This window comes from Pseudomonas reactans (genome assembly GCF_013387025.1).
GTDB classification, from domain to species: Bacteria; Pseudomonadota; Gammaproteobacteria; order Pseudomonadales; family Pseudomonadaceae; genus Aquipseudomonas; species Aquipseudomonas reactans.
Map to the genome: position 1 here is coordinate 91351 of NZ_JACAQP010000001.1, position 23216 is coordinate 114566.

The 23216-nt window shown below is 61.8% G+C and carries 19 protein-coding genes and 1 pseudogene; 15 read left to right on the forward strand and 5 right to left on the reverse strand.

The annotated features are described in order from the left end of the window. Nucleotides 1-42: 42 nt before the first annotated feature. Both HX793_RS00425 and HX793_RS00430 read right to left on the reverse strand, forming a co-directional pair. Nucleotides 43-1335, reverse strand: coding sequence for a tyrosine-type recombinase/integrase (locus HX793_RS00425; protein ID WP_177095406.1), 1293 nt, complete (start codon nucleotides 1333-1335; stop codon nucleotides 43-45). Between the two features lie 215 nt (nucleotides 1336-1550). Then, nucleotides 1551-1871, reverse strand: a pseudogene (locus HX793_RS00430) (transporter substrate-binding domain-containing protein); the annotation flags it as partial. Between the two features lie 261 nt (nucleotides 1872-2132). On the opposite strand from HX793_RS00430, the gene HX793_RS00435 reads away from it, so the two are divergent. Continuing rightward, a complete protein-coding gene (locus HX793_RS00435; protein WP_177095408.1) occupies nucleotides 2133-3815 on the forward strand; it encodes an AMP-binding protein in 1683 nt (560 codons plus the stop codon). Nucleotides 3816-3819: 4 nt separating this feature from the next. Here HX793_RS00435 and HX793_RS00440 read toward each other — a convergent pair whose 3' ends face one another. Beyond that, complete coding sequence (locus HX793_RS00440) at nucleotides 3820-5985, reverse strand: TonB-dependent receptor (RefSeq protein ID WP_177050604.1); 2166 nt, start codon at nucleotides 5983-5985, stop codon at nucleotides 3820-3822. Nucleotides 5986-6089: 104 nt separating this feature from the next. Here HX793_RS00440 and HX793_RS00445 point away from each other — a divergent pair, with 104 nt between their 5' ends. The 11 genes from HX793_RS00445 to HX793_RS00495 all read left to right on the forward strand — a co-directional run bounded on the left by HX793_RS00445 (nucleotide 6090) and on the right by HX793_RS00495 (nucleotide 19169). Then, a complete protein-coding gene (locus HX793_RS00445; RefSeq protein ID WP_177050606.1) occupies nucleotides 6090-7262 on the forward strand; it encodes an MFS transporter in 1173 nt (390 codons plus the stop codon). A gap of 36 nt (nucleotides 7263-7298) precedes the next feature. Then, nucleotides 7299-7814 (forward strand): sigma-70 family RNA polymerase sigma factor, encoded by a 516-nt coding sequence (locus HX793_RS00450; RefSeq protein ID WP_016978354.1) that lies wholly within the window; start codon nucleotides 7299-7301, stop codon nucleotides 7812-7814. Then, nucleotides 7815-8783 (forward strand): FecR domain-containing protein, encoded by a 969-nt coding sequence (locus HX793_RS00455; protein WP_177050608.1) that lies wholly within the window; start codon nucleotides 7815-7817, stop codon nucleotides 8781-8783. Between the two features lie 102 nt (nucleotides 8784-8885). Next, nucleotides 8886-11240 (forward strand): TonB-dependent receptor, encoded by a 2355-nt coding sequence (locus HX793_RS00460; RefSeq protein ID WP_177050610.1) that lies wholly within the window; start codon nucleotides 8886-8888, stop codon nucleotides 11238-11240. A gap of 20 nt (nucleotides 11241-11260) precedes the next feature. Further along, nucleotides 11261-12394, forward strand: a complete 1134-nt coding sequence (locus HX793_RS00465; protein ID WP_177095438.1) for an ABC transporter substrate-binding protein — start codon at nucleotides 11261-11263, stop codon at nucleotides 12392-12394. Further along, nucleotides 12391-13419, forward strand: coding sequence for a FecCD family ABC transporter permease (locus HX793_RS00470; protein ID WP_016978358.1), 1029 nt, complete (start codon nucleotides 12391-12393; stop codon nucleotides 13417-13419). Before HX793_RS00465 ends, HX793_RS00470 begins: the two co-directional genes overlap by 4 nt. Beyond that, nucleotides 13413-14168 carry an ABC transporter ATP-binding protein gene (locus HX793_RS00475; protein WP_177095410.1) on the forward strand — a complete coding sequence of 252 codons (756 nt, stop codon included), beginning with the start codon at nucleotides 13413-13415 and terminating at the stop codon, nucleotides 14166-14168. The genes HX793_RS00470 and HX793_RS00475 overlap by 7 nt, the downstream gene beginning before the upstream one ends. 338 nt (nucleotides 14169-14506) lie before the next feature. Continuing rightward, complete coding sequence (locus HX793_RS00480; protein WP_016978361.1) at nucleotides 14507-14803, forward strand: DUF6124 family protein; 297 nt, start codon at nucleotides 14507-14509, stop codon at nucleotides 14801-14803. A 331-nt stretch (nucleotides 14804-15134) separates the two neighbouring features. Further along, entirely contained in the window at nucleotides 15135-15590 is a 456-nt protein-coding gene (locus tag HX793_RS00485) for a (2Fe-2S)-binding protein (RefSeq protein WP_033903091.1), read from the forward strand. Then, a complete protein-coding gene (locus tag HX793_RS00490) occupies nucleotides 15590-17809 on the forward strand; it encodes a xanthine dehydrogenase family protein molybdopterin-binding subunit (RefSeq protein ID WP_177095412.1) in 2220 nt (739 codons plus the stop codon). Before HX793_RS00485 ends, HX793_RS00490 begins: the two co-directional genes overlap by 1 nt. 16 nt (nucleotides 17810-17825) lie before the next feature. Next, nucleotides 17826-19169, forward strand: coding sequence for a c-type cytochrome (locus HX793_RS00495; RefSeq protein WP_177095414.1), 1344 nt, complete (start codon nucleotides 17826-17828; stop codon nucleotides 19167-19169). Between the two features lie 2 nt (nucleotides 19170-19171). Here HX793_RS00495 and gbdR read toward each other — a convergent pair whose 3' ends face one another. Further along, nucleotides 19172-20248: a choline metabolism transcriptional regulator GbdR gene (gbdR, locus tag HX793_RS00500; RefSeq protein ID WP_016978374.1), complete on the reverse strand. Its 1077-nt coding sequence runs from the start codon at nucleotides 20246-20248 to the stop codon at nucleotides 19172-19174. Continuing rightward, a complete protein-coding gene (gabP, locus tag HX793_RS00505; protein ID WP_177095416.1) occupies nucleotides 20245-21654 on the reverse strand; it encodes a GABA permease in 1410 nt (469 codons plus the stop codon). Before gabP ends, gbdR begins: the two co-directional genes overlap by 4 nt. Before the next feature lie 352 nt (nucleotides 21655-22006). On the opposite strand from gabP, the gene HX793_RS00510 reads away from it, so the two are divergent. The 3 genes from HX793_RS00510 to HX793_RS00520 are packed head-to-tail and all read left to right on the forward strand — an operon-like array spanning nucleotide 22007 to nucleotide 23117. After that, nucleotides 22007-22288: a BrnT family toxin gene (locus HX793_RS00510; protein WP_177061230.1), complete on the forward strand. Its 282-nt coding sequence runs from the start codon at nucleotides 22007-22009 to the stop codon at nucleotides 22286-22288. Between the two features lie 3 nt (nucleotides 22289-22291). Continuing rightward, a complete protein-coding gene (locus HX793_RS00515) occupies nucleotides 22292-22660 on the forward strand; it encodes a BrnA antitoxin family protein (protein WP_016978378.1) in 369 nt (122 codons plus the stop codon). Nucleotides 22661-22670: 10 nt separating this feature from the next. Further along, a complete protein-coding gene (locus tag HX793_RS00520) occupies nucleotides 22671-23117 on the forward strand; it encodes a GNAT family N-acetyltransferase (RefSeq protein WP_177061228.1) in 447 nt (148 codons plus the stop codon). The last annotated feature ends 99 nt before the right edge of the window (nucleotides 23118-23216 follow it).

Here is a 23216-nt window from a genome sequence, read left to right on the forward strand (position 1 = left end):
CTTCATATGAAAGTTCTAATATTGATTACTCGCCAGCGAGAACTAACGCACCGGTAGAACCTTCTCTAAGGCATCTCTAAGCGTCTGTTGTGCCATGTTGGTGCCGTAGGTCTCAAACGTGATCAAGCCCGTGGTGTGCCCCAGGATAGCCGCCGATGTCTGCCCTACTACCTCGTTGGTCTGTAAGAGGCCCGAGATGGTGTGACGGAATGAGTGGAACACAAGGGTCTTATCATCCCCTACAGCGTTCCTGATGATGTCCCCCAGTACCAACGGGTACGAGCGCATAGGAAACAGTCGCTCATCATCTGAAGCCATCGCATCAACGAAAACCACAAAGGCCTCTCTGTCGAACCACTTGCAGGTATCTACGAGAGGAATTGTGCGGATGGACCTTTTGTTCTTTACGGACTTTCCGGCGTCAGCCTCATTGATACTCATAGCCAAACGCTGAGGGTCTTTCAGATTCTTGATGTCACCTTTGCGCAGGTGCAGAACCTCTTGCAGTCGAGCCCCTGTAATAGCTGCCAGCGCACAGGCCCACAAGGCCCTCTCAGAGTGTTCAGCTGCTATACGCAACACCGTCTCCACTTGGCCCAAGCTGAAGCCTTTACGTGCGCTCTCGGCGCCCTTGGTGGTCTTCAAGCGACTTGAGTAGTTAACCCTAATCAGACCGTTATCTACCGCCCAGGTGAGGACCGTAGAGAGACCTGTGAGATGTATGTTTACCGTACTGACTACACGGGTCTCGCTCAGATGATTCTTAACCTTCACCAAGTCAGCCCTTGTGTGCTGCGACACATCGACTACACCGGCCTCTGTGAACGCTGCTGCGAGGTTCTTGAAGACCCCTTTGAGGTTCTTAATGGTGTTGGGCTTAATGTTCGGCGTGTGTTCGGCTAAGTAGGCATCTGCAAGGGTCTGGAAGGCCACAGCTTGAGTACTTTCGGGAGCCTGTACAGATAGGGACAGACTGGCATATTGTGGCACGTCAGTAGCCCCAAAGATGTCACTAAAATCACCTTGAGCCAACTTGGAGAGGGCAACAGGATCACCGTGCAGGCGGCTCTGTAGGGCTCTGTAGAGCTGTAAGGAAGCCTGTAAGGTCTTGGTGTTAACTGGGTCCAACGGGTGCGTAGCTGCAATGTGAGTGAGCTTATCGGCGTCATGTTGCGCCATGTCGTAACGACCCCGTAAGTCGTAAGGCTCTACACGCTCCTTGAGCAGTCTTGCAGCCATGTCCTGAATGTACTCAGCGATGTCCGGCCAGGACGCTTCAGGGTCATCCAATTGAAAGTTACGTATGGCGTCCTGAAGCTCAGTTGAAGCAAACATTGCAGTTGCCTTGTCAGTAGATCGTAGAGACACGCTACAGCTCTTCGTAGAGCCTGCTGGGCGTATGCGCAGATAATATGTCCCCTTACGCCTGTAGTGCCAGGGATTGGCGAGTGGTGTTTTTATGACACGTTTCTGACTTGATGCCTGTTCGTCCCTGAGAGACATAGCCCACAACCCTTATGTTTACTGGTGTTGGGCGGCATCGTAGGTTACTTGTGGGTGAAATCCACTGACTTCTTGCGGTCTTCGTTGATGGTCATGGACGACAGGGCCATGTCGATTTTCTTCACCTTGAGGGAAGGAATCAGACCGTCAAACTCACCTTCTACCCACACACACTTGACCTTCATCTGCGCGCATAACGCGTTGCCGATGTCGTAGTCGAAGCCGACGATCTTGCCCTCTTGCGTCTTGGACGCGAATGGCGGGTAAGCCGCCTCGATGCCGATGCGCAGGGTTTTCTCGGCAGCCATCAAATGACTGGATGCAAGCAAGCCCAAGGCCAGTGCGGTAATGAGGGAGCGCTTCTTCATGGGGGTGTTCTCGCAAGTTGTTGTTGGTTTGGCAAGCCTGAAGAAAGAGATGAAGCCAGTTATTTGTACTTATAATTCCATATTGGACTTTTACGTCTTAATCGTCAATCACGCTGCATGACGGTGCAACACCCATGACTTTTTTGCACAACGCACCGGTGTTTTTGAGCGTTCTGCTCTGATTTCTGCGTGCCTATACTCGGTCCAGCCTCTCGGTTCAGCCGGGGGAAAGTCCCACAACAATAATTAAGGACAGCCACCATGACACAGCCCTTCCTGGCCGCTCGGGATTTTCTGCTCGCTCACCGCACCGACTACGCCACCGCCGTACGGGATTTCCGCTGGCCGCAACTGGGCGAATTCAACTGGGCCCTGGACTATTTCGACACGATGGCCGAGGGCAACTCGGCGGATGCGCTGTGGATCGTCGAGGAAGACGGCAGCGAGCAACGCTACAGCTTCCAGCAACTGGCTTCGCGCTCCAATCAGGTGGCCAACCACCTGCGCGCCCTTGGGGTGCGTCGGGGTGATCGCGTGCTGCTGATGCTCGGCAATGACGTGGCGTTGTGGGACACCATGCTCGCCGCGTTCAAGCTCGGCGCCGTGGTTATCCCCGCCACAGCGTTGCTGAACCCCGATGACCTGCGCGACCGCATCGAGCGCGGGCAGGTTCGTCACCTGGTGGTGGGTGAGGCGCATGTGCACAAGTTCGCCGGGCTGGCGGACGGTTGCAGCCGCGTCTGCGTGGGGTCTGCGCCTGCCGGCTGGGTCGCGCACAACGCCGCGTTTGAACACCCCGAGCAGTTCGAGGCCGAAGGCCGCACCCTGGCCACCGACCCGATGTTGCTGTACTTCACCTCCGGCACCACGTCCAAGCCAAAGATGGTGCTGCACAGCCACCAGAGCTACCCCGTCGGGCACCTGTCGACCATGTACTGGATCGGCCTGCAACCGGGCGACCTGCACCTGAATATCTCGTCACCGGGCTGGGCCAAACATGCCTGGAGTTGCCTGTTCGCCCCGTGGAATGCCGGCGCGTGCATTTTTATCCATAACATCGCGCGCTTCAGCGCGCCGGCCCTGCTCAGTGCCTTGGAACGCTACGGCGTGACCAGCCTGTGCGCCCCGCCCACCGTATGGCGCATGCTGATCCAGGAAGACCTCGCCAGCTACAAATCGCGCCTGAACCTGCGCGAATTGGTCGGCGCCGGCGAGCCGCTGAACCCGGAAATCATCGAACAGATCCAGCATGCCTGGGGCCTGCCGTTGCGTGATGGCTTCGGCCAATCGGAAACCACCGCGCTGGTCGGCAACACCCCCGGCCAGTTGCTCAAGCCCGGTTCGATGGGTCGCCCGTTGCCGGGTTATCAGGTTGCGCTGCTTGACCCGGACGGCATTCCCGGCAACGAAGGCGAAGTCGCCCTGCCCCTCGACGTGCGTCCGCTCGGCCTGATGCTCTGCTATGAAGACAGCCCGGAAAAAACCGCCGAGGTCATGCGTGACGGCTACTACCGCACCGGCGACACCGCGCAGATCGACGCCGACGGCTACATCACCTTCGTCGGTCGCGCCGACGATGTATTCAAGGCCTCCGACTACCGCATCAGCCCATTCGAACTGGAAAGCGCCTTGATCGAACACCCGGCGGTCATGGAAGTGGCCGTGGTGCCGAGCCCCGACCCGTTGCGCCTGGCGGTGCCCAAGGCATTCCTGATCCTGGCCCACGACGCACCGGGCAGCCAGGAACTGGCCCGGCACATCCTCACCTTCGCCCGCGAAAATCTCGCCCCTTACAAGCGGGTGCGACGCATCGAGTTTGTCAGCGAACTGCCCAAGACCATCTCCGGGAAAATCCGCCGCGTGGAGCTGCGGCAGATGGAGGTGGTGCGGCGCCAAAGCGACACGCGGGGTGAACAGGAGTATTTCGAAGAGGATTTTGCCTGACCGGTCAGAAGTCCACCGTGGCCGACAGCTGCAAGGTGCGCGGATAGCCCGGCGAAAACGCGCCATACGAGGCCACGCCCGACCAGTACTCACGGTCAAACACGTTCTGCACGGTCGCGCGGAAGGTGGTTGGCCGGCCTTCGATCTTGGTCGCATAACGCGCGCCGGCATCGATGCGCGTCCACGAATCCAGTTCCTGGGTGTTGGCCTGGTTGACGTACTGGCTGTCGGTGTAGATCGCACCGCCGGTGAGGGTAAAGCCTTCCAGCCACGGCGTGTCCCACTCGGCCCAGAGGTTAGCCTGGATATCCGGCACGCCCACCGGTTTGTTACCACGGTTGGCGGCGGTCGCGGACCGGGTCAGCTCGCCATCGAGGAAGGTCACGCCGCCCATCAAGCGAGTGCCGGGCGCCACTTCGCCGAACATGCTCAATTCGAGGCCACGGTTACGCTGTTCGGCCTGTACTGAATACACGCCGTTGGCACCCAGTTCGCCGCTGGGCTTTTCGATCTGGAACAGCGCCACGGTGGTCATGAAGGTGCCGTGTTCGTACTTCACGCCAAGTTCGTGCTGCTTGGACTCGTAAGGTGCAAACGTCTCGCCGGCATTGGCCGCGGTACCGGGGGCGATATCACCTTTGCTTAGGCCTTCAACATAGTTGTAGTAGAGCGACACATCCTCCCAGGGCTTGACCACCACCCCCACCAACGGCGTGGTGGCGTTGTCTTTGTAGCGCGAGCTGACCACACCGGTGGCGCTGTAGTTGCGCGACTCGATGTCCTGGCGGCGCACGCCCAACGTCAGTTGGATACGGTCATCCAGAATCCCCAAGGTGTCGGTCAGCGCTACGCCGGACAGTTCCGATTCGGAGATGCGCAGCACCTTCGGCGTGTTGATCGATTGCTTGGGTGTGTCCACCGGGTGGTAGATATTGGAGCGGATCTCCGTGCCGTTGGTGATACCCCGTGAGAGTTCATCTTGGTAACGGGTCGCCATCAATGTGGTGGTATGGGTCACTGGCCCCGTGGCGAACAGCCCGCGCAGGCCCACGTCGGCGGTCGAGCGGTCGACGTTGAATTTGTAGTACCCCGGAATATTGCTGGTATCGCCGGCCGCGTTGAGGATGCGCGGCACCTGGTCGGACATGCGCTTCACATCCGACTTGCCGCCACCGGCATGGGCGAATACGGTCAGGTTGTCGTTGAGGTCGTATTCACCGCCGAGCAACGCAGATTGCTCCTTGGTGTCGGACCAACCCCATTTCTGCGGGAGGCTGGTGCGGCCATTCGGCGCGGACGGCACTTCTACTCCTGGCGCAATGGTGAAGGGCCGCGAGGCGCCCTCCCAGCTTTCCTTCTGGCGGATGTAGTCGAGGTTCAGGCGCAGGCGCTCACCGCGATAATCCAGGGCAATCGCGCCGATGCCGACGTCGCGGTTCTGGTTGTCCACGGCGGTATCGCCGCCCTGCAGGCTGCCGTTGAAGCGCACGCCAAACTGGTTTTCGTCACCGAAACGTCGGCTGATATCCAGGTGACCGCCCACTTGTGTGTCCGAAGCGTAGCTGCCGGTGAAGCGTGTCAGATCCTGGTCCAGCGGGCGTTTGGGCACGATGTTGATCACCCCGCCGACGCCGCTGTTCGGTGAAATCCCGTACATCAACGCGCCCGGTCCCTTGAGCACTTCGACGCGCTCAGCGTACTCGGTAAACGCCCGGTAGTTGGGTGCCACGCCGTACACGCCGTCGTAGGCCAACTCGCCCAGGTTGCCCTCGCCGATGGCGAAGCCCCGGATGAAAAACGAGTCGACGATACCGCCAGTCTGGCCGGTTGAGCGCACCGAAGGATCCCGCTCCAACGCATCGGCCACGGTCACCGTTTGCAGGTCGGCCAGGGTCTTGGCGGTGTAGCTGGTGACGCTGAACGGCGTGTCCATCACGTCCTTGTTGCCCAGCATGCCCAAACGCGCGCCACGGGCGACCTGGCCGCCGGCGAGCACCTCCGGCAAGTCGGTGGGGCCGTGGTAAACGGCGTTGACGTTCGTCGCGTCAAGGGTCAGGCTTTGCGCGCTGTCGTCGGTCGACGCCTGGGTGGCAGCCCAGGTGTTGGTGCTGGCGGCAGCAAGTATCAGGGCAGTACGGACAGCGAGGGTTAACCGGCTGGCAACGGGCATGGCATCAGGGTCCTTTCATCGTGAGAAATGAGCATTACTCCTGATGCCAGCCGACGCGGGAAAAAGTATCAGCGTCCCGCGCGTTTTTTTACCGAGACCGATTCATGCCAACCACCCGTGTCCTGATTTACCTGCTGTTCACGATCCAACTTGTGTCGATGGGTGCCATGGAAATGAGCGGCCCATTCTGGCCCTTGCACCTGCGCGGGCTGACCGATTCCGACACGCTGTTCAGCTTCGCCAGCATCGCGGTGTACGTGGGGCCGATGCTTGGCATTTTGCTGACCAGCGCGTTCTGGGGCCGTATCGGTGATCGCTACGGCCACAAATGGATGATGATCCGTGCGCTGGTCGGGCTGACCCTGACCCAATTGGGGCTGGCGCTGTTCAGCGACCTTTGGACGATCCTGGTCCTGCGCTTCCTGCAGGGCGCCTGCGCCGGGTATATCGCCCCGGCGCAGGCGTATGGGGTGAGCATCGAGGCGCCTTCGCGGCGCGCGCGTTTGTTTGCGCTCTTGCAGATTTCCACCAATGTCGGCTCATTGCTGGGGGCGGTGGTGGGCGGCTTGATCCTCGACCATGCCACGTTCTTCTGGATCAACCTCAGCGCCGCCGCACTCTGCGCGGTGTGCACGCTGGTGGCGGCGGTGACCCTGCCGGATGTTGCGCCGGTCATAAAAACCGCGTCTGCTGCCAAGAACGGTGTGTGGCAAGGGTCCGCACTGTTACCGCTGCTGAGTGTGATGGGCATTCTGCTGCTCGCGCGGATGCTGCCGCAAACCTCGTTCTCGCTGTATGTGAGCGCCACCTTCAACGTGAGCAACGCGGTGGTCGGCCTGTGCTACGGCTTGTTGGCGCTGGGGTTTATCCTGTCGGCCACGGCCTGGTCGCGGCACTTCGAGGGGCGTACGCAAGCCGACACGCTGCGGCGCATCGGTTACGTGGTGCTCGGCTGTATCGTCCTCACCGGCCTGGCCGGCGTCACCCGCGAACCGGTAGTGTTTGTGTGCACCTACTTCATCTGGGGCGTGCTGTTGGGCGCGACCACCCCGGTGCTGACGGCGCTGATCTCCAAGACCGTCGATAGCTCCCGTCAGGGGCATGTGCTGGGGATCGCCCAAGGCACCGCGCAGTTCGCCTCGATTGCCGGCATCTGCCTCGGCGGGTTGCTCAGCCAGGTGTATGACCTGGCGCATACCTACCTGTTCGTGTGCCTGGCGTACGCGGTGGCCTGGGTTGCGATTCTCGCGTTGCGTTACCGCAGGGTTGTCCCTTAGCATTGGGAATACTTCTCAATTGCACGGATCCGCGCCATGAGCGAAATCCTTACCGCCGATAACCAGCAGCACCTGCGCGTGATCGAGGCTCTGTACAGCGGCCATCACGGTTGGCTGTACGCCACGCTCAAGCGCAAACTCGGCAACGCCATGGATGCGGCCGACCTGGCCCAGGACACCTTCACGCGCATCCTCGCGTCCCAGGTCACGGTGATTGACCAACCGCGGGCGTACCTGAGCTGTGTGGCCAAGGGCATCCTGGTCAACTGGTATCAGCGCAAGGCGTTGGAACGCGCTTACCTGGAGGCGCTCGCCAGCGTGCCGCCCCATGAAGTGCCTTCGCCGGAAGCGCATTTCGTGGTGCTGGAGACCCTGCATGAGATCGATGCGATGCTCGACGCCCTGCCGCCACTGGTCAAGCGTGCCTTCCTGCTGTCGCAGCTCAACGGCCTCAAATACCAGGACATCGCCGAGCAACTGGGCGTGTCGCTGATCACCGTCAAACGCTACATGAAACAGGCTTTTGTGCAGTGCCTGATGCTGGTGGAATAAGTGCTCAGCCTGCGCAAGCAACCCCCGTTAGCCCCCGAAGTCCTCGAAGAAGCTGCCGAGTGGCTGATGCGCTTGAGCGAAGGCGGCCTCAGCGACCACGAACGCGCAGAATGGGAGCGCTGGAAAGTCAGCAGCCCCGAGCGTGATCGCGCCTGGGCCCGTGCGCAGTTGCTGCAAAGCAAGTTGGGCGGCCTGCCGCCGGCCCTGGCCATGTCGGCACTGGATCGGCCAAGCCACCCGGAACGCCGTGCAGCCTTGGGCAAGCTGGCCCTGCTGCTGGCGGTGATGCCGGTCGGCTGGGGCAGTTGGAAACTGGCGCACACCCAGCAGTGGACCGCCGACTACCGCACCCGCGTGGGCGAGCGGCGCGAATGGGTCCTGGCCGACGGCTCGCGCATCACCCTCAATACCGACTCCGCCATCGACGTGCTGTTCGACAGCCAGCAACGCCTCGTACACTTGCGCGAAGGTGAAATCCTGGTGCAGACCGCCCAGGATGCGTCCCGCCCGTTCCTGGTCAGTACCGGCCAGGGCCGCATGCAAGCCCTGGGCACGCGTTTTACCGTGCGCGAATGGAACACGCGCACCCACCTGGCCGTGCTCGAAGGCGCCGTCAAAGTGATGCTGGCCGACAACCGCCAGGTCGCGCCGTTGGTGGTCAACGCCGGGCAACGCACAGACTTTTCCGCACAGACCTTTGGCTCACTCACCCCCACCGACCGCAATGTCGGCGCCTGGGCCCAAGGCATGCTGATGGCCGACAAGATGCGCCTGGCGGATTTCGTCGCCGAGCTGACCCGCTATCGCCGGGGCTTCGTGCGCTATGACCCGGCGATTGCCGACCTGCGCATTTCCGGCGCCTTCCCCATCAGCGATACCCAGCGCACCTTGAACATGCTGGTGCAGACCTACCCGGTGCTCGTCAGCGACCACTTGAACGGCTATTGGGTCACCCTGTCGCCCGCCTGAGCGGGCGCGAAAAATAAAACACCGCTCGGGTGATACTTTTTCCGATCTCGACTGGCACACACAGGAACACCCCTTTTCCTCTCGTCCACAGGGCTCCCTTTGATGCTTGTGATTCGCAGCGCGCTGCTCAGCCTGGCCCTGGCCAGCGCCGCCATGGCCGCGCAGTTGGATGCGGTCGCGGTCCGTGCCTACCAGATCGCGCCAGGCCCGCTCGGCGCCACGCTGTCCAGCTTTGCCGTGGACGCGGGCATCGCCCTGTCGTTTGTCCCGGCCCTCACCGAAGGCCTGACCAGCCCTGGGCTGTCCGGTACTTACTCAACCCAGGAAGCCGTCACCCGCCTGTTGGCCGGCAGTGGCCTGGACATGGTGTTGCGCAGCGACGGCACCTACACGCTGGTGCAGCGCCAAGTCACCCTCTCGGACACCACGGTCAGTGGCGTCGAGCAACGCGCCGACAGCCTGCCACCGGTGTATTCGGGCGGCCAGGTGGCCGTCGGTGGGCGACTGGGCATGCTCGGTAATACGGATGTGATGGACGCACCGTTCAGCGTCAGCACCTACACCGCCTCGTTGATCAAGGACCAGCAAGCCACCACCGTCGGAGACCTGCTGGAGCGCGATTCCTCGGTGCGCTCCACCGGGCAGACCGGCGGCATTGTCGACTCGTTTTTCATCCGTGGGTTTCCGGTGGGCGAAGGCAACCTCGGCGAGTTGGCGTTCGATGGCGTGTACGGCGTGGCCTCCAACTACCGGGTGTTCACCGAATACGCCGAACGTATCGAAGTGGTGAAAGGCCCCGGCGCGCTGCTCTACGGCATGTCGCCCAACAGCGCGGTGGGCGGAGTGATCAACGTGGTGCCCAAGCGCTCGCTGGAGGAAGACCTGACCCGCTACACCGCCAGCTATGCCCAGGATGCCCACGTCGGTAACCGGATCGATATCAGCCGGCGTTTTGGCGAAGAACGCCGCTTCGGTATGCGGCTCAACGGCGGCGTGCAACAAGGCGACACGGTGATCGACAAGCAATCCCGTGACGTCGGCATCGGTGCGCTGTCCCTGGATTATCAAGGCGAGCACCTGCGGACCAGCCTGGATCTGATTTCCCAGGAAGAAACCTTCGACGCCGCCTCCCGCCCCTTCCTGATCGCCTCCGGCGTAAAGATTCCCGATGCCGCCAATGGCCGTACCAACGTCAGCCAGGACTGGGGCTGGTCGCGCACCCGGGACAAATCCGCCCTGCTCAGCGGCGAGTACGACCTCACTGACAACCTGACGGTGTTCGCCCATGCCGGTGGCGGCAAATCGGCAGTGGCGCGCCTGTCCGACCAGACCCCAAGCATTGTCAACACGGCCGGCGACACTTCATCGATCCCCGGTTACTACCGCTTCGAAGTGCAGCGTTACACGGTGGATGCCGGTGCGCGCCTGCGCTTCGACACGGGGCCGATCAGCCACAGCAGTACCCTGCAAGTCACCCGCTATCGCGATGAGCTGTCGCGGGGGATTATCTCCGGCGCGCCGGTGCTGTCGAATATCTACCACCCGGTCGAGCGCCCCAAACCCTCCATCGCCAAGCCGGACGCGCCGAAAGTCTCCGCCACCGAGTTATCCGGCGTGGCCATTGCCGACACCCTGTCGATACTCGACCAGCGCGTGCAGGTCACGGTGGGCTTGCGCAAACAGAACATCCAGTCCCACAACTACAACGCCGCCGGCGCGGTGACCACGGCCTACGACGCGAGCAAGACCACGCCGCTGTTCGGCGCGGTGGTCAAACCCTGGGAGCATGTGGCGTTCTACTACAACTACCTCGAAGGCCTGAGCAAGGGCGATGTGGCGCCGTCCAATGCGGCCAACGCCGGGGAGATCTTCGCGCCCTATGTTTCCAGGCAGCATGAAGTCGGGGTGAAGCTCGATTACGGCACCTTCATGTCGACGCTGGCGCTGTTCCAGATCCAGAAACCCACGGGTGAACTGGCCCTGGGACGCTTCTCGGTGCAAGGCGAACAACGCAATCGCGGCCTGGAACTGAGCCTGTTTGGCGAAGTCGCCCCAGGCACGCGCCTGCTTGGCGGCGTGACTCTGCTGGATGCACAGCTCACCAAAACCAGCATCGCCGCCAACCAGGGCAACACCCCGGTGGGCGTGCCCGAAGTGCAAGCCAACCTCTGGGCCGAATGGGACACCCCGTGGGTCGAAGGGCTGACGTTGACCAGCGGCGCGATCTATACCGCCAGCCAGTACGTCAACCAGGCCAACACCCAACAGCTGGACGCCTGGACTCGCTTCGATGTCGGCGCGCGCTACAGCACGCGCATCGTCGAGCGTCCGACCACCTTCCGCGCCACCGTGCAGAACCTGTTCGACCGCGAATATTGGTCCGGCGTGGCCTCCTATGGCGCGTTTTCCCAGGGTTCGCCACGCACCCTCCTCCTGTCGGCCACGGTCGACTTCTGATACCTGCAAGGGCTCACATGATGCGTTCGATTGTTCGATGCGGCCACGTTCTGGCGGCACTGTTGTTCACCGGGTTGCTGGGCATGCCTGCGCTGGCGGCGCCCACCACCGTCACTGATTTGCTCGGGCGCCAGGTCAAGGTCAACCTGCCGGTGCAGCGGGTGATTCTGGGTGAAGGCCGCCAGCTGTACCTGGTGGCCGCGCTGGATACGCAAAACCCCATCGAGCGCATCGTCGGCTGGCGCAAGGACCTGATCCAGTCCGACCCGGACACCTACAACGCCTACCTGCGTCAATTCCCCGAAATCGCCAACATCCCCACCTTCGGCGGTTTTGAAGACGGCACCTTCGACATCGAACAAGCGATTTCCCAGCGGCCCGACGTGATCATCCTCAATATCGAGGCGCAACACGCCACCGAGGACGCGCGCTACATCGAGAAGCTCGACGCCCTGGGCATTCCGGTGGTGTACGTGGATTTTCGCAACCAGCCCATGACTAACACCGAGCCGACCATGCGCCTGTTCGGCCAGTTGTTCGGCAAGGAAGACCGGGCCGAGGCGTTTATCGCGTTCCGCAACCAGCAGATCCGCCGCGTGACCGAGGTGATTGCCGCGCAGCAACCCAAGCGCCCCGCCGTGTTCATCGAGCGCATCGGCGGCTACACCGACGATTGTTGCCTGAGTTTCGGCGATGAGAACTTCGGGCTTTTTGTCGAGATGGCCGGGGGCAACAACGTTGCCAAAGGCATCATCCCCAGCACCTTTGGCCAACTGAATCCCGAGCAGGTGATCGTGGCCAACCCGGACCAGGTGGTCGTCACCAGCGCCAACTGGGAGGCTTTCGCGCCGGGCGGCCATTGGGTGGGCGTCGGCCCTGGCGCAGACATGGACCAAGCCCGGCACAAGCTGGCGTGGTACACCCAACGCCCGGCCTACGCCGGGATCAAGGCCCAGCAGACCCAGGCCTTCCACGCGATCTGGCATCAGTTCTACAACAGCCCGTATCAGTTCGTGGCGATCCAGCAATTGGCCAAATGGTTTCATCCGACGCTGTTTGCCGACCTCGACCCGCAAGCCGCATTTCGCGAGTTGCATGAACGATTCCTGCCGGTGCCCTACGCGCCTGGCTACTTCGTGAGCCTCAAGCCATGACTGCCTACCGTCAATTGGTGCTGCGCAAACGCCTGATCCTGGTCATCCTGACCCTGCTGTTACTGTGCAGTGTGTTACTGGATCTGGCCCTCGGCCCGGCGCGCTACAGCCTCAGTGAAGTGCTCGGCGCGCTGTTGTCGCCGGACAGCGCGGCGCCCCAGGTGCGTGTGGTGATGTGGGATATCCGCCTGCCGGTCGCGCTGATGGCGGTGGCGGTCGGCGCGGCGTTATCCCTGGCCGGGGCGCAGATGCAGACGATCCTCAACAACCCGCTGGCCAGCCCGTTCACCCTCGGGCTTTCCGCCGCCGCCAGCTTTGGCGCGGCCATGGGACTGGCGTTCGGCGTGGCACTGTTTCCGTTGGCGGCGCAGTACATGGTGCCGGTCAACGCGTTCATCATGGCGATGCTGTGCGCACTGCTGATCCACTTCCTGAGCCTGCGCCGTGGCGTCACCGCCGAAACCATCGTGCTGCTCGGCATTGCCCTGGTCTTCACCTTCAATGCGCTGTTGGCGCTGGTGCAGTTTTTCGCCACCGAGCAAGCCGTGGCGGCCGTGGTGTTCTGGACCATGGGCAGCCTGACCAAGGCCACCTGGCCCAAGCTTGGCGTGATCTGCCTGGTGATCCTGATCACCCTGCCGATCTTCGCCAAACGCGCCTGGGCCCTGACCGCCCTGCGCCTGGGCGACGACAAGGCCGCCAGTTTCGGCATCAACGTGCGCAGCCTGCGCTTCCAGACGCTGATCATGGTCAGCCTGCTCGCCTCGTTCCCGGTGGCGTTTGTCGGCACCATCGGCTTTATCGGCTTGGTCGGTCCGCACATCGCCCGCATGCTGATTGGCGAAGACCAACGCTTCTTCCTGCCCGCTTCACTGCTCACCGGCGCGTTGATTCTGTCGGCCAGTTCGGTGGTCAGCAAAACCCTGATCCCTGGTGCGATTTTCCCGATTGGTGTGGTCACCTCACTGATCGGCGTGCCGTTCTTTATCTCCCTGATCCTGAGCGGGAAGAAAAACCCATGGTAAGCATTCAGTTGCAGGACCTCGGCGCCACCTACGGGCAACGCAGCATCATCCGCGGCGTGACCACCGCCCGTTTTGTCGGCGGCCAAGTGGTGGCGGTGGTCGGGCCCAACGCGGCCGGCAAATCCACCTTGTTCAAGCGCATGGCCGGGCTGATCGACGGACCGGGCCAGGTGATCCTGCAGGATTCGGCAAAAGGCCTCCAAGGCATCAGCTACATGCCCCAGGGCCTGAACGCTAGCGCCCGCTTGACGGTGTATGAATCCGTCTTGCTGGCACGCAAGCAGCTAGCACCCGGCTGGACGGTGCATGATGACGAGCTGAAGTTGGTCGATGAAATCCTCACCGCCCTGGGCATCACCGAGCTGTCCTTTCGCAACCTCGGTGAACTCAGCGGAGGCCAGCAACAACTGGTGTCCATCGCCCAGACCTTGGTGCGCGAACCCGACGTGTTGCTGATGGACGAACCCACCAGCGCCCTCGACATGCATCGCCAGGTGCAGGTGCTGAACTTCATGCAGGCCCTGGCACGCAAACGGGAGGTGATTGTGTTCATCGCCCTGCACGACCTGAACCAGGCGCTGCGTTTTGCCGACCAGGTGCTGGTGATCGCCGACGGCACCGCCCAGGGCAGCGGGCCGAGCCATGAGGTGATCAATGAGGCAATGCTGCGCGAGGTGTACAAGGTCGAGGCGCGGATCGAGCGGTGCAGTCGCGGGCAGCCGCATATTTTGATCGACGATATTGTGTAAGGCTTGAGTCCGTAGGGTGGCGTTTTGTCATGGTTTGTAAAGGGCCAGCAAGGCGCATCGCTTTTAATTGCAGGACGTTTCCTAGACAATCCCTGCCGCCTTGTGCCTGCTGGAATCGGTGGCTAGTCTGCGGTCCGTCACTGCCTATTCAGTGATCGGGTTTAGTCGCCCGGAATGACACAAGGCGCACGGTCACATGTAGTTTTATGGTGGCTGTGCGCAGGGCACCTTCGGGTGCGCCGGATTTCCTTGTGGCCGGTCGACTAACCTGCGTACAGCCGCCACCCATCGTTTAGTCGCGACAGGTGTTGGCTCCTATTTACACGAGGAACTACACCATGAATAAAGTCCTACCCGATCCCCCCATCGACCCCGCAAAAGACCGCGCCGCCTTCAACCGCGCCATCGACCATTACCTGCCCACCCAAGGTTTCCACTCGGTCAACGAAGACCTCAGCTTCGAAGACGCCCTGCTCTACACCGCCAGCCTGCTCGACAGCGCGTCGGCCACCGCACTCGATTGTGGTGAGCAATTGGCAAGCCCTGAGCGGGCGAAGATCCTGGCGGTGTGGCATCTGCTGGAAATCGCCAAGACCACGGTGGACCGCTCTATCGAATGCCTGAAACACAACTAAAACAGATGGGAGCGGGCCAGCCCTAATGCCAGTCAGTTAAAGGCGAACACTTTACCTGTGGCGAGGGAACTTGCTCCCGTTGGGTCGCGAAGCGGCCCCAAAAATGGGACTGCTGCGCAGTCCAACGGGAGCAAGCTCCGCCTGATGCAAAACCGCCGTATAGCCTTGTCTACAGCGCTTTCACCCGATCCTGTTGAATCCTTGCCCGATCCTCCGATTTGTCGACCACCGGGTATCTGCCCCCTTGCACTCTGGTCTAGAGTTCGACAATAAGCGGCCACTGCGTTCATCACTAAAAAGGCCGCACCTACCGTTGATCAGCAGGTGAGCCATGGAATTACGAATCAACCAAAAGGCCTATCAGGTCGATGCCGACGCAGACACGCCCTTGTTGTGGGTGATCCGCGATGACCTGGGCCTGACCGGCACCAAGTACGGCTGCGGCCTGGCCCAGTGCGGCGCCTGTTCGGTGCTGGTGGACGGCAATGTGGTGCGCTCCTGCGTCACGCCGGTGGCCGCCTTGGTCGGGCGTGAGATCACCACCATCGAGGCGATTGAAACCGATGAAGTGGGCAAGCGTGTGGTCGCGACCTGGGTCGAGCATCAGGTGGCGCAATGCGGGTATTGCCAGTCCGGGCAGGTGATGGCGGCCACTGCGCTGCTCAAGCACACCCCCGCGCCGAGCAAGGCGCAGATCGACGCGGCGATGATCAACCTGTGCCGCTGCGGCACCTATAACGCCATCCACGCGGCGGTCGACGCCCTGGCCAAGCAGGAGGGCGCTTGATGAGTATCCTCGACGAACTGCTTGATGCACCGGTCAACCTGTCGCGTCGCCGTTTTCTGGCGAGTACGGCGGTGGGCGCACTGGTGATTGGTTTTGGCCTGCCCCTGGGCTCGGGCCGGGTGCAAGCCGCCACCACCGCTGAACGCGGCACCCAGGTGCCGGCGTTCCTGGAGATTCGCCCGGACGGTACGGTGCGCCTGCTCAGCCCGTTCATGGAAGGCGGACAAGGCACCCACACCGCCATGGCGCAGATCGTCGGCGAAGAGTTGGATGCCGATCCCGCCACCTTTATCGTCGAAGCCGCCCCGCCCGGCGAAGCCTATGTGGTGATGGAAAACGGCCTGCGCATTACCGGCGGCAGCATGTCGGTGCGCATGAGCTACCCGACCATGCGCCGCCTTGGTGCCCTGGCCCGCGCGATGTTGCTGCAAGCTGGCGCTAAACAATTGGGCGTGCCGGTGGGCGAACTGACCACCCAGCCTGGTCGCGTGGTGCACGCAGCGTCCGGTCGTTCATTGGGGTATGGCGAGCTGGCCAGCAGCGCCCTCGACATGCCCGTGCCCGATCCAGCCAGCATCACCCTGCGCGACCCGAGCCAATTCCGCTGGATCGGCAAGCCGGTCAAACGCCTGGACGCCTACGACAAATCCACCGGCAAGGCGCTCTACAGCATCGACCTGAAAGTCGACGGCATGCTTCACGCCGCCGTCCAGCACGCGCCACGCCTGGGCATGACCGTCGGCAGCCTGCGCAACCAGCCTCAGGTCGAAGGCATGAAAGGTGTGCATTCGGTGCACGTGCTGCCCGGCGCGGTGGCGGTGGTGGCTGAACGTTGGTGGCACGCCAAGCGTGCGGTAGAAGCGATCCAGGTCGACTGGCAGGAAGCCGCCGCCGACTCGACGTTGCGCGTCATGCCGGCGGACTTCTCCAGCGACAAGCACTTCGAGTTCCTCGCGGCCCAGCAAGGCCCGGCCCGTGACGACGAGAACGAAGGTGACGTCGCCGCCGCGCTGAAAGGTGGCAAGACCCAGCTCGAAGCGACGTATCACAACCAATACCTCAACCACGGCCAACTGGAGCCGCCTTCTGCGTTGGCGCGCTTCAACCCGGATGGCACGCTGGACATCTGGCTGCCCAACCAGGCCCCGGACATGTTCCGCGCCGACATCGCCAAGCGCACCGGCCTCGACCCTGCGCAAATCAACCTGCACTCGCCGTTACTCGGTGGATTTTTCGGCCGGCACTTCCTGTATGACTCGGCCAACCCTTATCCGCAGGCCATTGCATTGGCCAAGGCGGTGGGCCGTCCGGTCAAGCTGATCTGGAGTCGTGAAGAAGAGTTCTTGCGCGATGTGCTGCGCCCGGTGGCAGTGGTCAAGTTCCGCGCCGCGCTGGATGACAAAGGCCTGCCGGTCGCCATTGAAGCCGTCAGTGCGACCGAAGGCCCGACCGAAGCCCTCGCCGGCAAACAGGGCGATAAAATCGACCCTACGGCGGTTGAAGGGTTGTCGGGCAAGTCCTACGCCATCCCCAACAAACGCATCGCGCAGATCTACGTCAAAGGCGCGCCCTTGCTCGGTTACTGGCGCTCGGTGGGCAATTCGCTTAACGATTTTTTCTACGAGTCGTTCCTTGATGAGCTGGCGGACAAGGGCGGGCATGATCCCTATGAGCTGCGCCTGCATCTGCTGCGCGACAACCCACGGCTGACCACCTTGCTGACAGCGGCGGGTGAACTGTCCGGTGGCTGGAAGCGCGGCCCCTTCACCGCCGAGGACGGCACTCGACGCGCTCGCGGCGTGGCCATGGCCTCGCCATTCGGTTCCCACACGGCGGCGATCGCTGAGGTGTCCATCGAGAACGGCAAGGTCAGGGTGCACGATATCTGGCAGGCCATCGACCCCGGCAGCATCGTCAACCCGGCGATTGTCGAGGCACAGGTCAATGGCGCCGTGGCGTTGGGCTTGTCCCAGACCTTGCTGGAAGAAGCGGTGTACGTGGACGGCAAGCCACGGGCGCGCAACTACGACCTGTATCCGATCCTGGCGCCCGCGCAGATGGCACGGGTGCATGTACGGATAGTCGAGAGTGGCGAAAAAATGGGCGGTATCGGCGAGCCGCCGTTGCCTGCCGTGGCTCCGGCCGTGGCCAATGCGGTGGCGCAGTTGACCGGCCAGCGCGTGCGCAGCCTGCCTTTGAGCCGACACACTTTCAGCTGACCTTCAGGAAATGCCCATGAACAACCGTCGATTCGCAAGAACCGCAGGCTGGCTGGCGCTGCCCTGCCTGGTCGCCGCAGGCCTGCTGGCCTGGTACGTCACCCGTGAACCGGCTACGCCGTTCGAACAGGAACAGGCGAAAGCCACCTTCGACCCCGCCCTGGTCAGCCGTGGCGAGTATGTCGCCCGCCTCAGCGATTGCGTGGCCTGCCACAGCCTGGCGGGCAAGGCGCCGTTTGCCGGGGGCCTGGAAATGGCTACGCCGCTGGGGGCGATCCACGCCACCAACATCACACCGGACAAGCAGACCGGCATCGGCACTTACAGCCTGGCCGATTTCGACCGTGCAGTGCGCCATGGCGTAGCACCGGGCGGCCGTCGGCTGTACCCGGCCATGCCCTACCCGTCCTACGTGAAACTCAGCGATGACGACATCAAAGCGCTGTACGCGTTTTTCATGCAGGGCATACAACCGGCCAACCAACCGAATATCCCCAGTGATATTCCGTGGCCGCTGAATATGCGCTGGCCCATCGCCCTGTGGAACGGCGTGTTCGCGCCCACCGCGACTTATGCAGCCAAGCCCAACCAGGACGCACTGTGGAACCGTGGCGCTTACATCGTCCAAGGCCCCGGCCACTGCGGCAGTTGCCACACGCCGCGTGGCCTGGCCTTCAATGAAAAAGCCCTGGATGAATCCGGCGCGCCGTTCCTCGCCGGCGCCTTGCTCGACGGCTGGTATGCGCCGAGCCTGCGCCAGGACCCCAACACTGGGCTGGGCCGCTGGACGGAGCCGCAGATCGTGCAGTTCCTCAAGACCGGGCGCAACGCCCATGCGGTGGTCTACGGTTCGATGACCGAGGCTTTCAACAATTCCACGCAGTTCATGCAGGACGACGACCTGGCGGCCATCGCCCGCTACCTCAAGTCATTGCCTGGCGACCCGCAGCGCGACGGCGCACCCTGGCAGTATCAGGCGGTGGCGGCGGTTCAAGACGCCCCCGGCGCCCACACCTACGCCACCCGCTGCGCCTCTTGCCATGGTCTGGACGGCAAGGGCCAGCCCGAGTGGATGCCGCCCCTGGCCGGCGCCACGTCAGCATTGGCGAAAGAAAGCGCGTCGGCGATCAACATCACCCTCAACGGCTCGCAACGCGTAGTCGCGGCCGGCGTGCCGGATGCATACCGCATGCCAGCGTTTCGTGAGCAATTGTCCGACGCGGAAATCGCCGAGGTACTCAGCTACGTGCGCGGCACCTGGGGCAACAACGGTGGCGCGGTTGACGCCAAAGCAGTGGGCAAGTTGCGCGGGCATACCGACCCGGCGAGCAGCAGCCCGATCATCCTGCACATGCGCTGAGGTCAGGGCTTCAGGTTTTTCACGCTGGCAAACGTTGCCTCGCCCCGCGCCTGCTCCAACACGTTCATGGGCGCGGGCGTAGGCAACGCATGCATCACCGGCTTGAGCACGATGGAGCGCTCGCTGTCGGTGACGGAGCGCTCGTCGCTGGGCGGCACACCGAAGTATTCGCGGTAGCACTTGGAGAAGTGCGGCGTGGACACAAAGCCGCAAAGCACAGCCAGCTCCACGATGGAAATGGGCGTCTGCTTGAGCAACTGCCGCGCCCGGATCAGCCGCAGCCGCAGGTAGTAGCGCGACGGCGAACAGTGCAGGTACTTCTGGAACATGCGCTCAAGCTGACGGCGGGACAACGCGACATACGCCGCCAGCTCATCCAGGTTGATCGGTTCCTCCAGGTTGGCCTCCATCAACGCGACGATTTCCTGCAGCTTGGGCTGCTGGGTGCCGAGCATGTGCTTGAGGGGCACGCGCTGGTGGTCCTGCTCGTTGCGGATGCGCTCGTACACAAACATATCGGAGATGGCCGCCGACAGCTCATGCCCGTGATCACGGCCGATCAGGTGCAGCATCATGTCCAGGGGCGCCGTGCCGCCCGAGCTGGTGAGACGGTCGCGGTCGAGGCTGAACAGGCTGGAACTGACGGTCACCCGTGGAAACGCCTCCTGCATGGCCGCCAACCATTCCCAGTGCACGCTGCATTCATAGCCATCCAGCAAACCGGCCCGCGCCAACACAAAGCTACCGGTACAGATACCGCCCAGTCGCTTGGCGTAACGCGCCTGGCTGCGCAGCCACTTGACCAGCTCACCGGTCACGGTGCCCTGGATGCCGATGCCGCCGCAGACAATCACAATGTCGGCGGACGGCACGCTGAGTATCGAACCGTCCGGCGTGATGGGCACGCCGTCACTGGCCCACACGGGATTGCCGTCCGGGCTCGCGGTGTGCCACTTGTAGAGTTCCTGGCCCGAGAGCTGGTTGGCCATGCGCAGGGGCTCGACCGCCGAGGCCAGTGACATCAAGGTGAACTGGTCCAGCAGCAGGAACACGATGCTGCTTACGGGGCGGCCACTCATGGCGGTGAGGCTGCGGCCACGGTTTTTTGTGAACGTTCGGGCTGCCGCGCGGTGAGCAAGCCGACCAGGGAAATCATCAGGGCCAGGCCGATGGTGGATGACACTTCAAAACGGTGTTCAGGCGTGACCAGCATCACCGTCAATGCGGCACAGATGAACGCGATGACCAGCCAGGTCAGCCAGGGAAACAGCCACATCTGGAAGGTGAGCGTGACGTTGCGCTGTCGCAGGATCTTGCGCATGCGCAACTGCGACACGGCAATCACCAGGTAAACCAGCAAGGCGATGGCGCCCGAACTGGCCAGCAGGAACTGGAACAACCCGGCCGGCGCGAAGTAACTGAACAGGGTCACGCCTGCGCCCAGAATGGTGCTGGCAATCACCGCCGCCCTCGGCACGCTCGCCGCCGAGGTCTTTTTCATCAACGTGGGAGCATCCCCGCGCTTGCCCAGGGAAAACAGCATGCGCGAGGCGATGTAGATGGAGGAATTCATGCAACTGGCCACGGCGATCAACACCACTACGTCAACCAGCAGCTTGGCGTGCGGAATGTTCATCAGCTCCAGGGCGCGCTGATAAGAGCCTACCGAGGCGAGCAACGGGTCGTTCCACGGCACCACGGAAATCACCACGAAGATCGACAACAGGTAGAACACCCCGATGCGCCACATCACCGAGCGCGTGGCCCGGGCGATGTTCTGCGCCGGGTTGCTGGACTCGGCCGCCGCGATGGTGACCGCCTCAGTGCCGATAAAACTGAACATGATGGTGATGAAAGCACCGACTACCGCCGACAGCCCGTTGGGCGCGAAACCGCCGTGTTCTTCCATCAAGCGGCTCAACCCACTGACCTCGCGCTCGGGAATCCAGCCCATCAGCACCGCAAAGCCCAAGCCGATAAACCCAATGATCGCGATCACCTTGGCCATGGCGAACCAGAACTCGAACTCGCCGTACTTGGACACGCTGAACAAATTGGTGACCACCAACAAAAAGATCGACAACAAGGCAAACAGCCAAGCGTCGATCTGTGGGAACCATTGGCTGAGGATATGCCCGGCGGCCAGGGCCTCGATGGGGATCACCAGCACCCAGAACCACCAGTACAGCCAACCGATGGTAAACCCGGCCCAGCGCCCGATGGCCTGGTCGGCATAGGTCGAGAAAGACCCGGTATCGGGGTTGGCCACCGCCATCTCCCCGAGCATGCGCATCACCAGCACCACCAGCGTGCCGGAGAACAGATAAGCCAGCAGCACCGCCGGCCCCGCCGCCGCAATCGCATGCCCGGAACCGACAAACAACCCCGCCCCGATAATGCCCGCAATGGAAAGCATGGTCACATGACGCGGCTTGAAGCCTTGCGCCAACTGGCCGTTGGTATCGTTGGAATTCAGGCTATTCATTGTTTTTGTTGTTCTCGGTGATCGACGTCAAGGTGTACTGACTGAAGAGTCAGGCGATCATCATTTCCTAATGATGGGTCACCTTACGCGGCCTGAGTTCATCAAAAATAGCCTGGGAGCGGCGGGGATTGGTCTGATATCGACATGGGACCTCATCTGACGGCGGAATCAGAACCTGGCTACTTAACAGATCACCGGTTACGCACGGACATACCTGCGAAGCCTCAGCACAATCGAACCCTCACGGATAGATGAGGGCACTGTGCATCCAAATAAGAACCCTTATGAGTTAAACCTCCGCCCTTACTGTCACTTTCGCCAATCGCTTTTATATACATATAAAGTATGCATAATGAAAACTTTCAGGATTCAATATGACAAGGCAAAAAGCATTGCAAATCAGCAGAAGCACAAAGGCGTCAGCCTTGCCGACGCGGAATCGGTGTTCTACGACGAAGCGGCTCTGACCATTCAAGACAATGATCACAACGAGGAGCGATGGGTAATCATGGGTACTGGTACAAAAGGAAGGGTCTTAGTAGTGGTCTACACCTACCGTGACCCAAACTTTGTGCGCATTATCAGTGCCAGGCTCGCATCCAAAAATGAAAGACACCAGTATGTGGAGGCTTGAACCATGCAAGACGAATACAATTTCAGTACCGGCAAACGCGGCGCGGTTGCCAGTACCAAGGGCAAGACCCGCATCACGATCATGTTAGATGATGCAGTAATTGAAGCCGCCCGCGAGCGTGCGGAAAATGCCGGTACGGGCTATCAAACAGTGATCAATAATCTGTTGCGCCAGGCGCTGCTCCCCCAAGGCACGCATAACCTCACGCCTACATCGACGAAAAAGACCAAAACCCTACAAATAATTAACGATGGCATTGGGCCTGGCGAGGTCGAAGCACTGGAGCAGCAGTTGATAGCGCTCGCTGGCGAGTTGAATCGAGTGCTTGGCACACCCAAACTGACCAAATCAAAAGCCAAACCCAATCAGTGAAGGTATTCCTGTGCCTACATGCTCGATAAACATTATCCGCCAAGCCACACCCGACGACGTGCGTGCCCTGATCCAACTGGACGCCTACGCAACCGCCCACACCCATCGCCGCGTGTTCATCCATGACGCAGTGGTTCGCCAACAATGTCTGGTTGCCGTCGACATCGCCGGCCGATGCGCCGGTTACCTGGTGCTGACCCATGACTTTTTCGATCATGGCTTTGTGGCGCTGGTCGTCGTGTCGCCGGCGCATCAGCGTCAAGGTGTGGCGCTGCGGTTGCTGGCAGCGGCGCAGGCGGCATGCAAGACGCCCAAGCTGTTTGCTTCGACCAATGCGTCAAACACCGCAGCCCAGGCGTTGTTTGCAAAGGCTGGATTCGTGCCGAGCGGGCAGATTGACAACCTGGACGACCACGACCCTGAGCAGGTGTATGTGAAATTCGTCCACTCCCTGTGATTGCGTTCCCCATCGGCTCCACGCCCCCTCCATCGAACCTCCCGTAAAACTCCACCCCCCTTGTGCACACTGGCGCCTCCCAAAACATCGACAACGTTT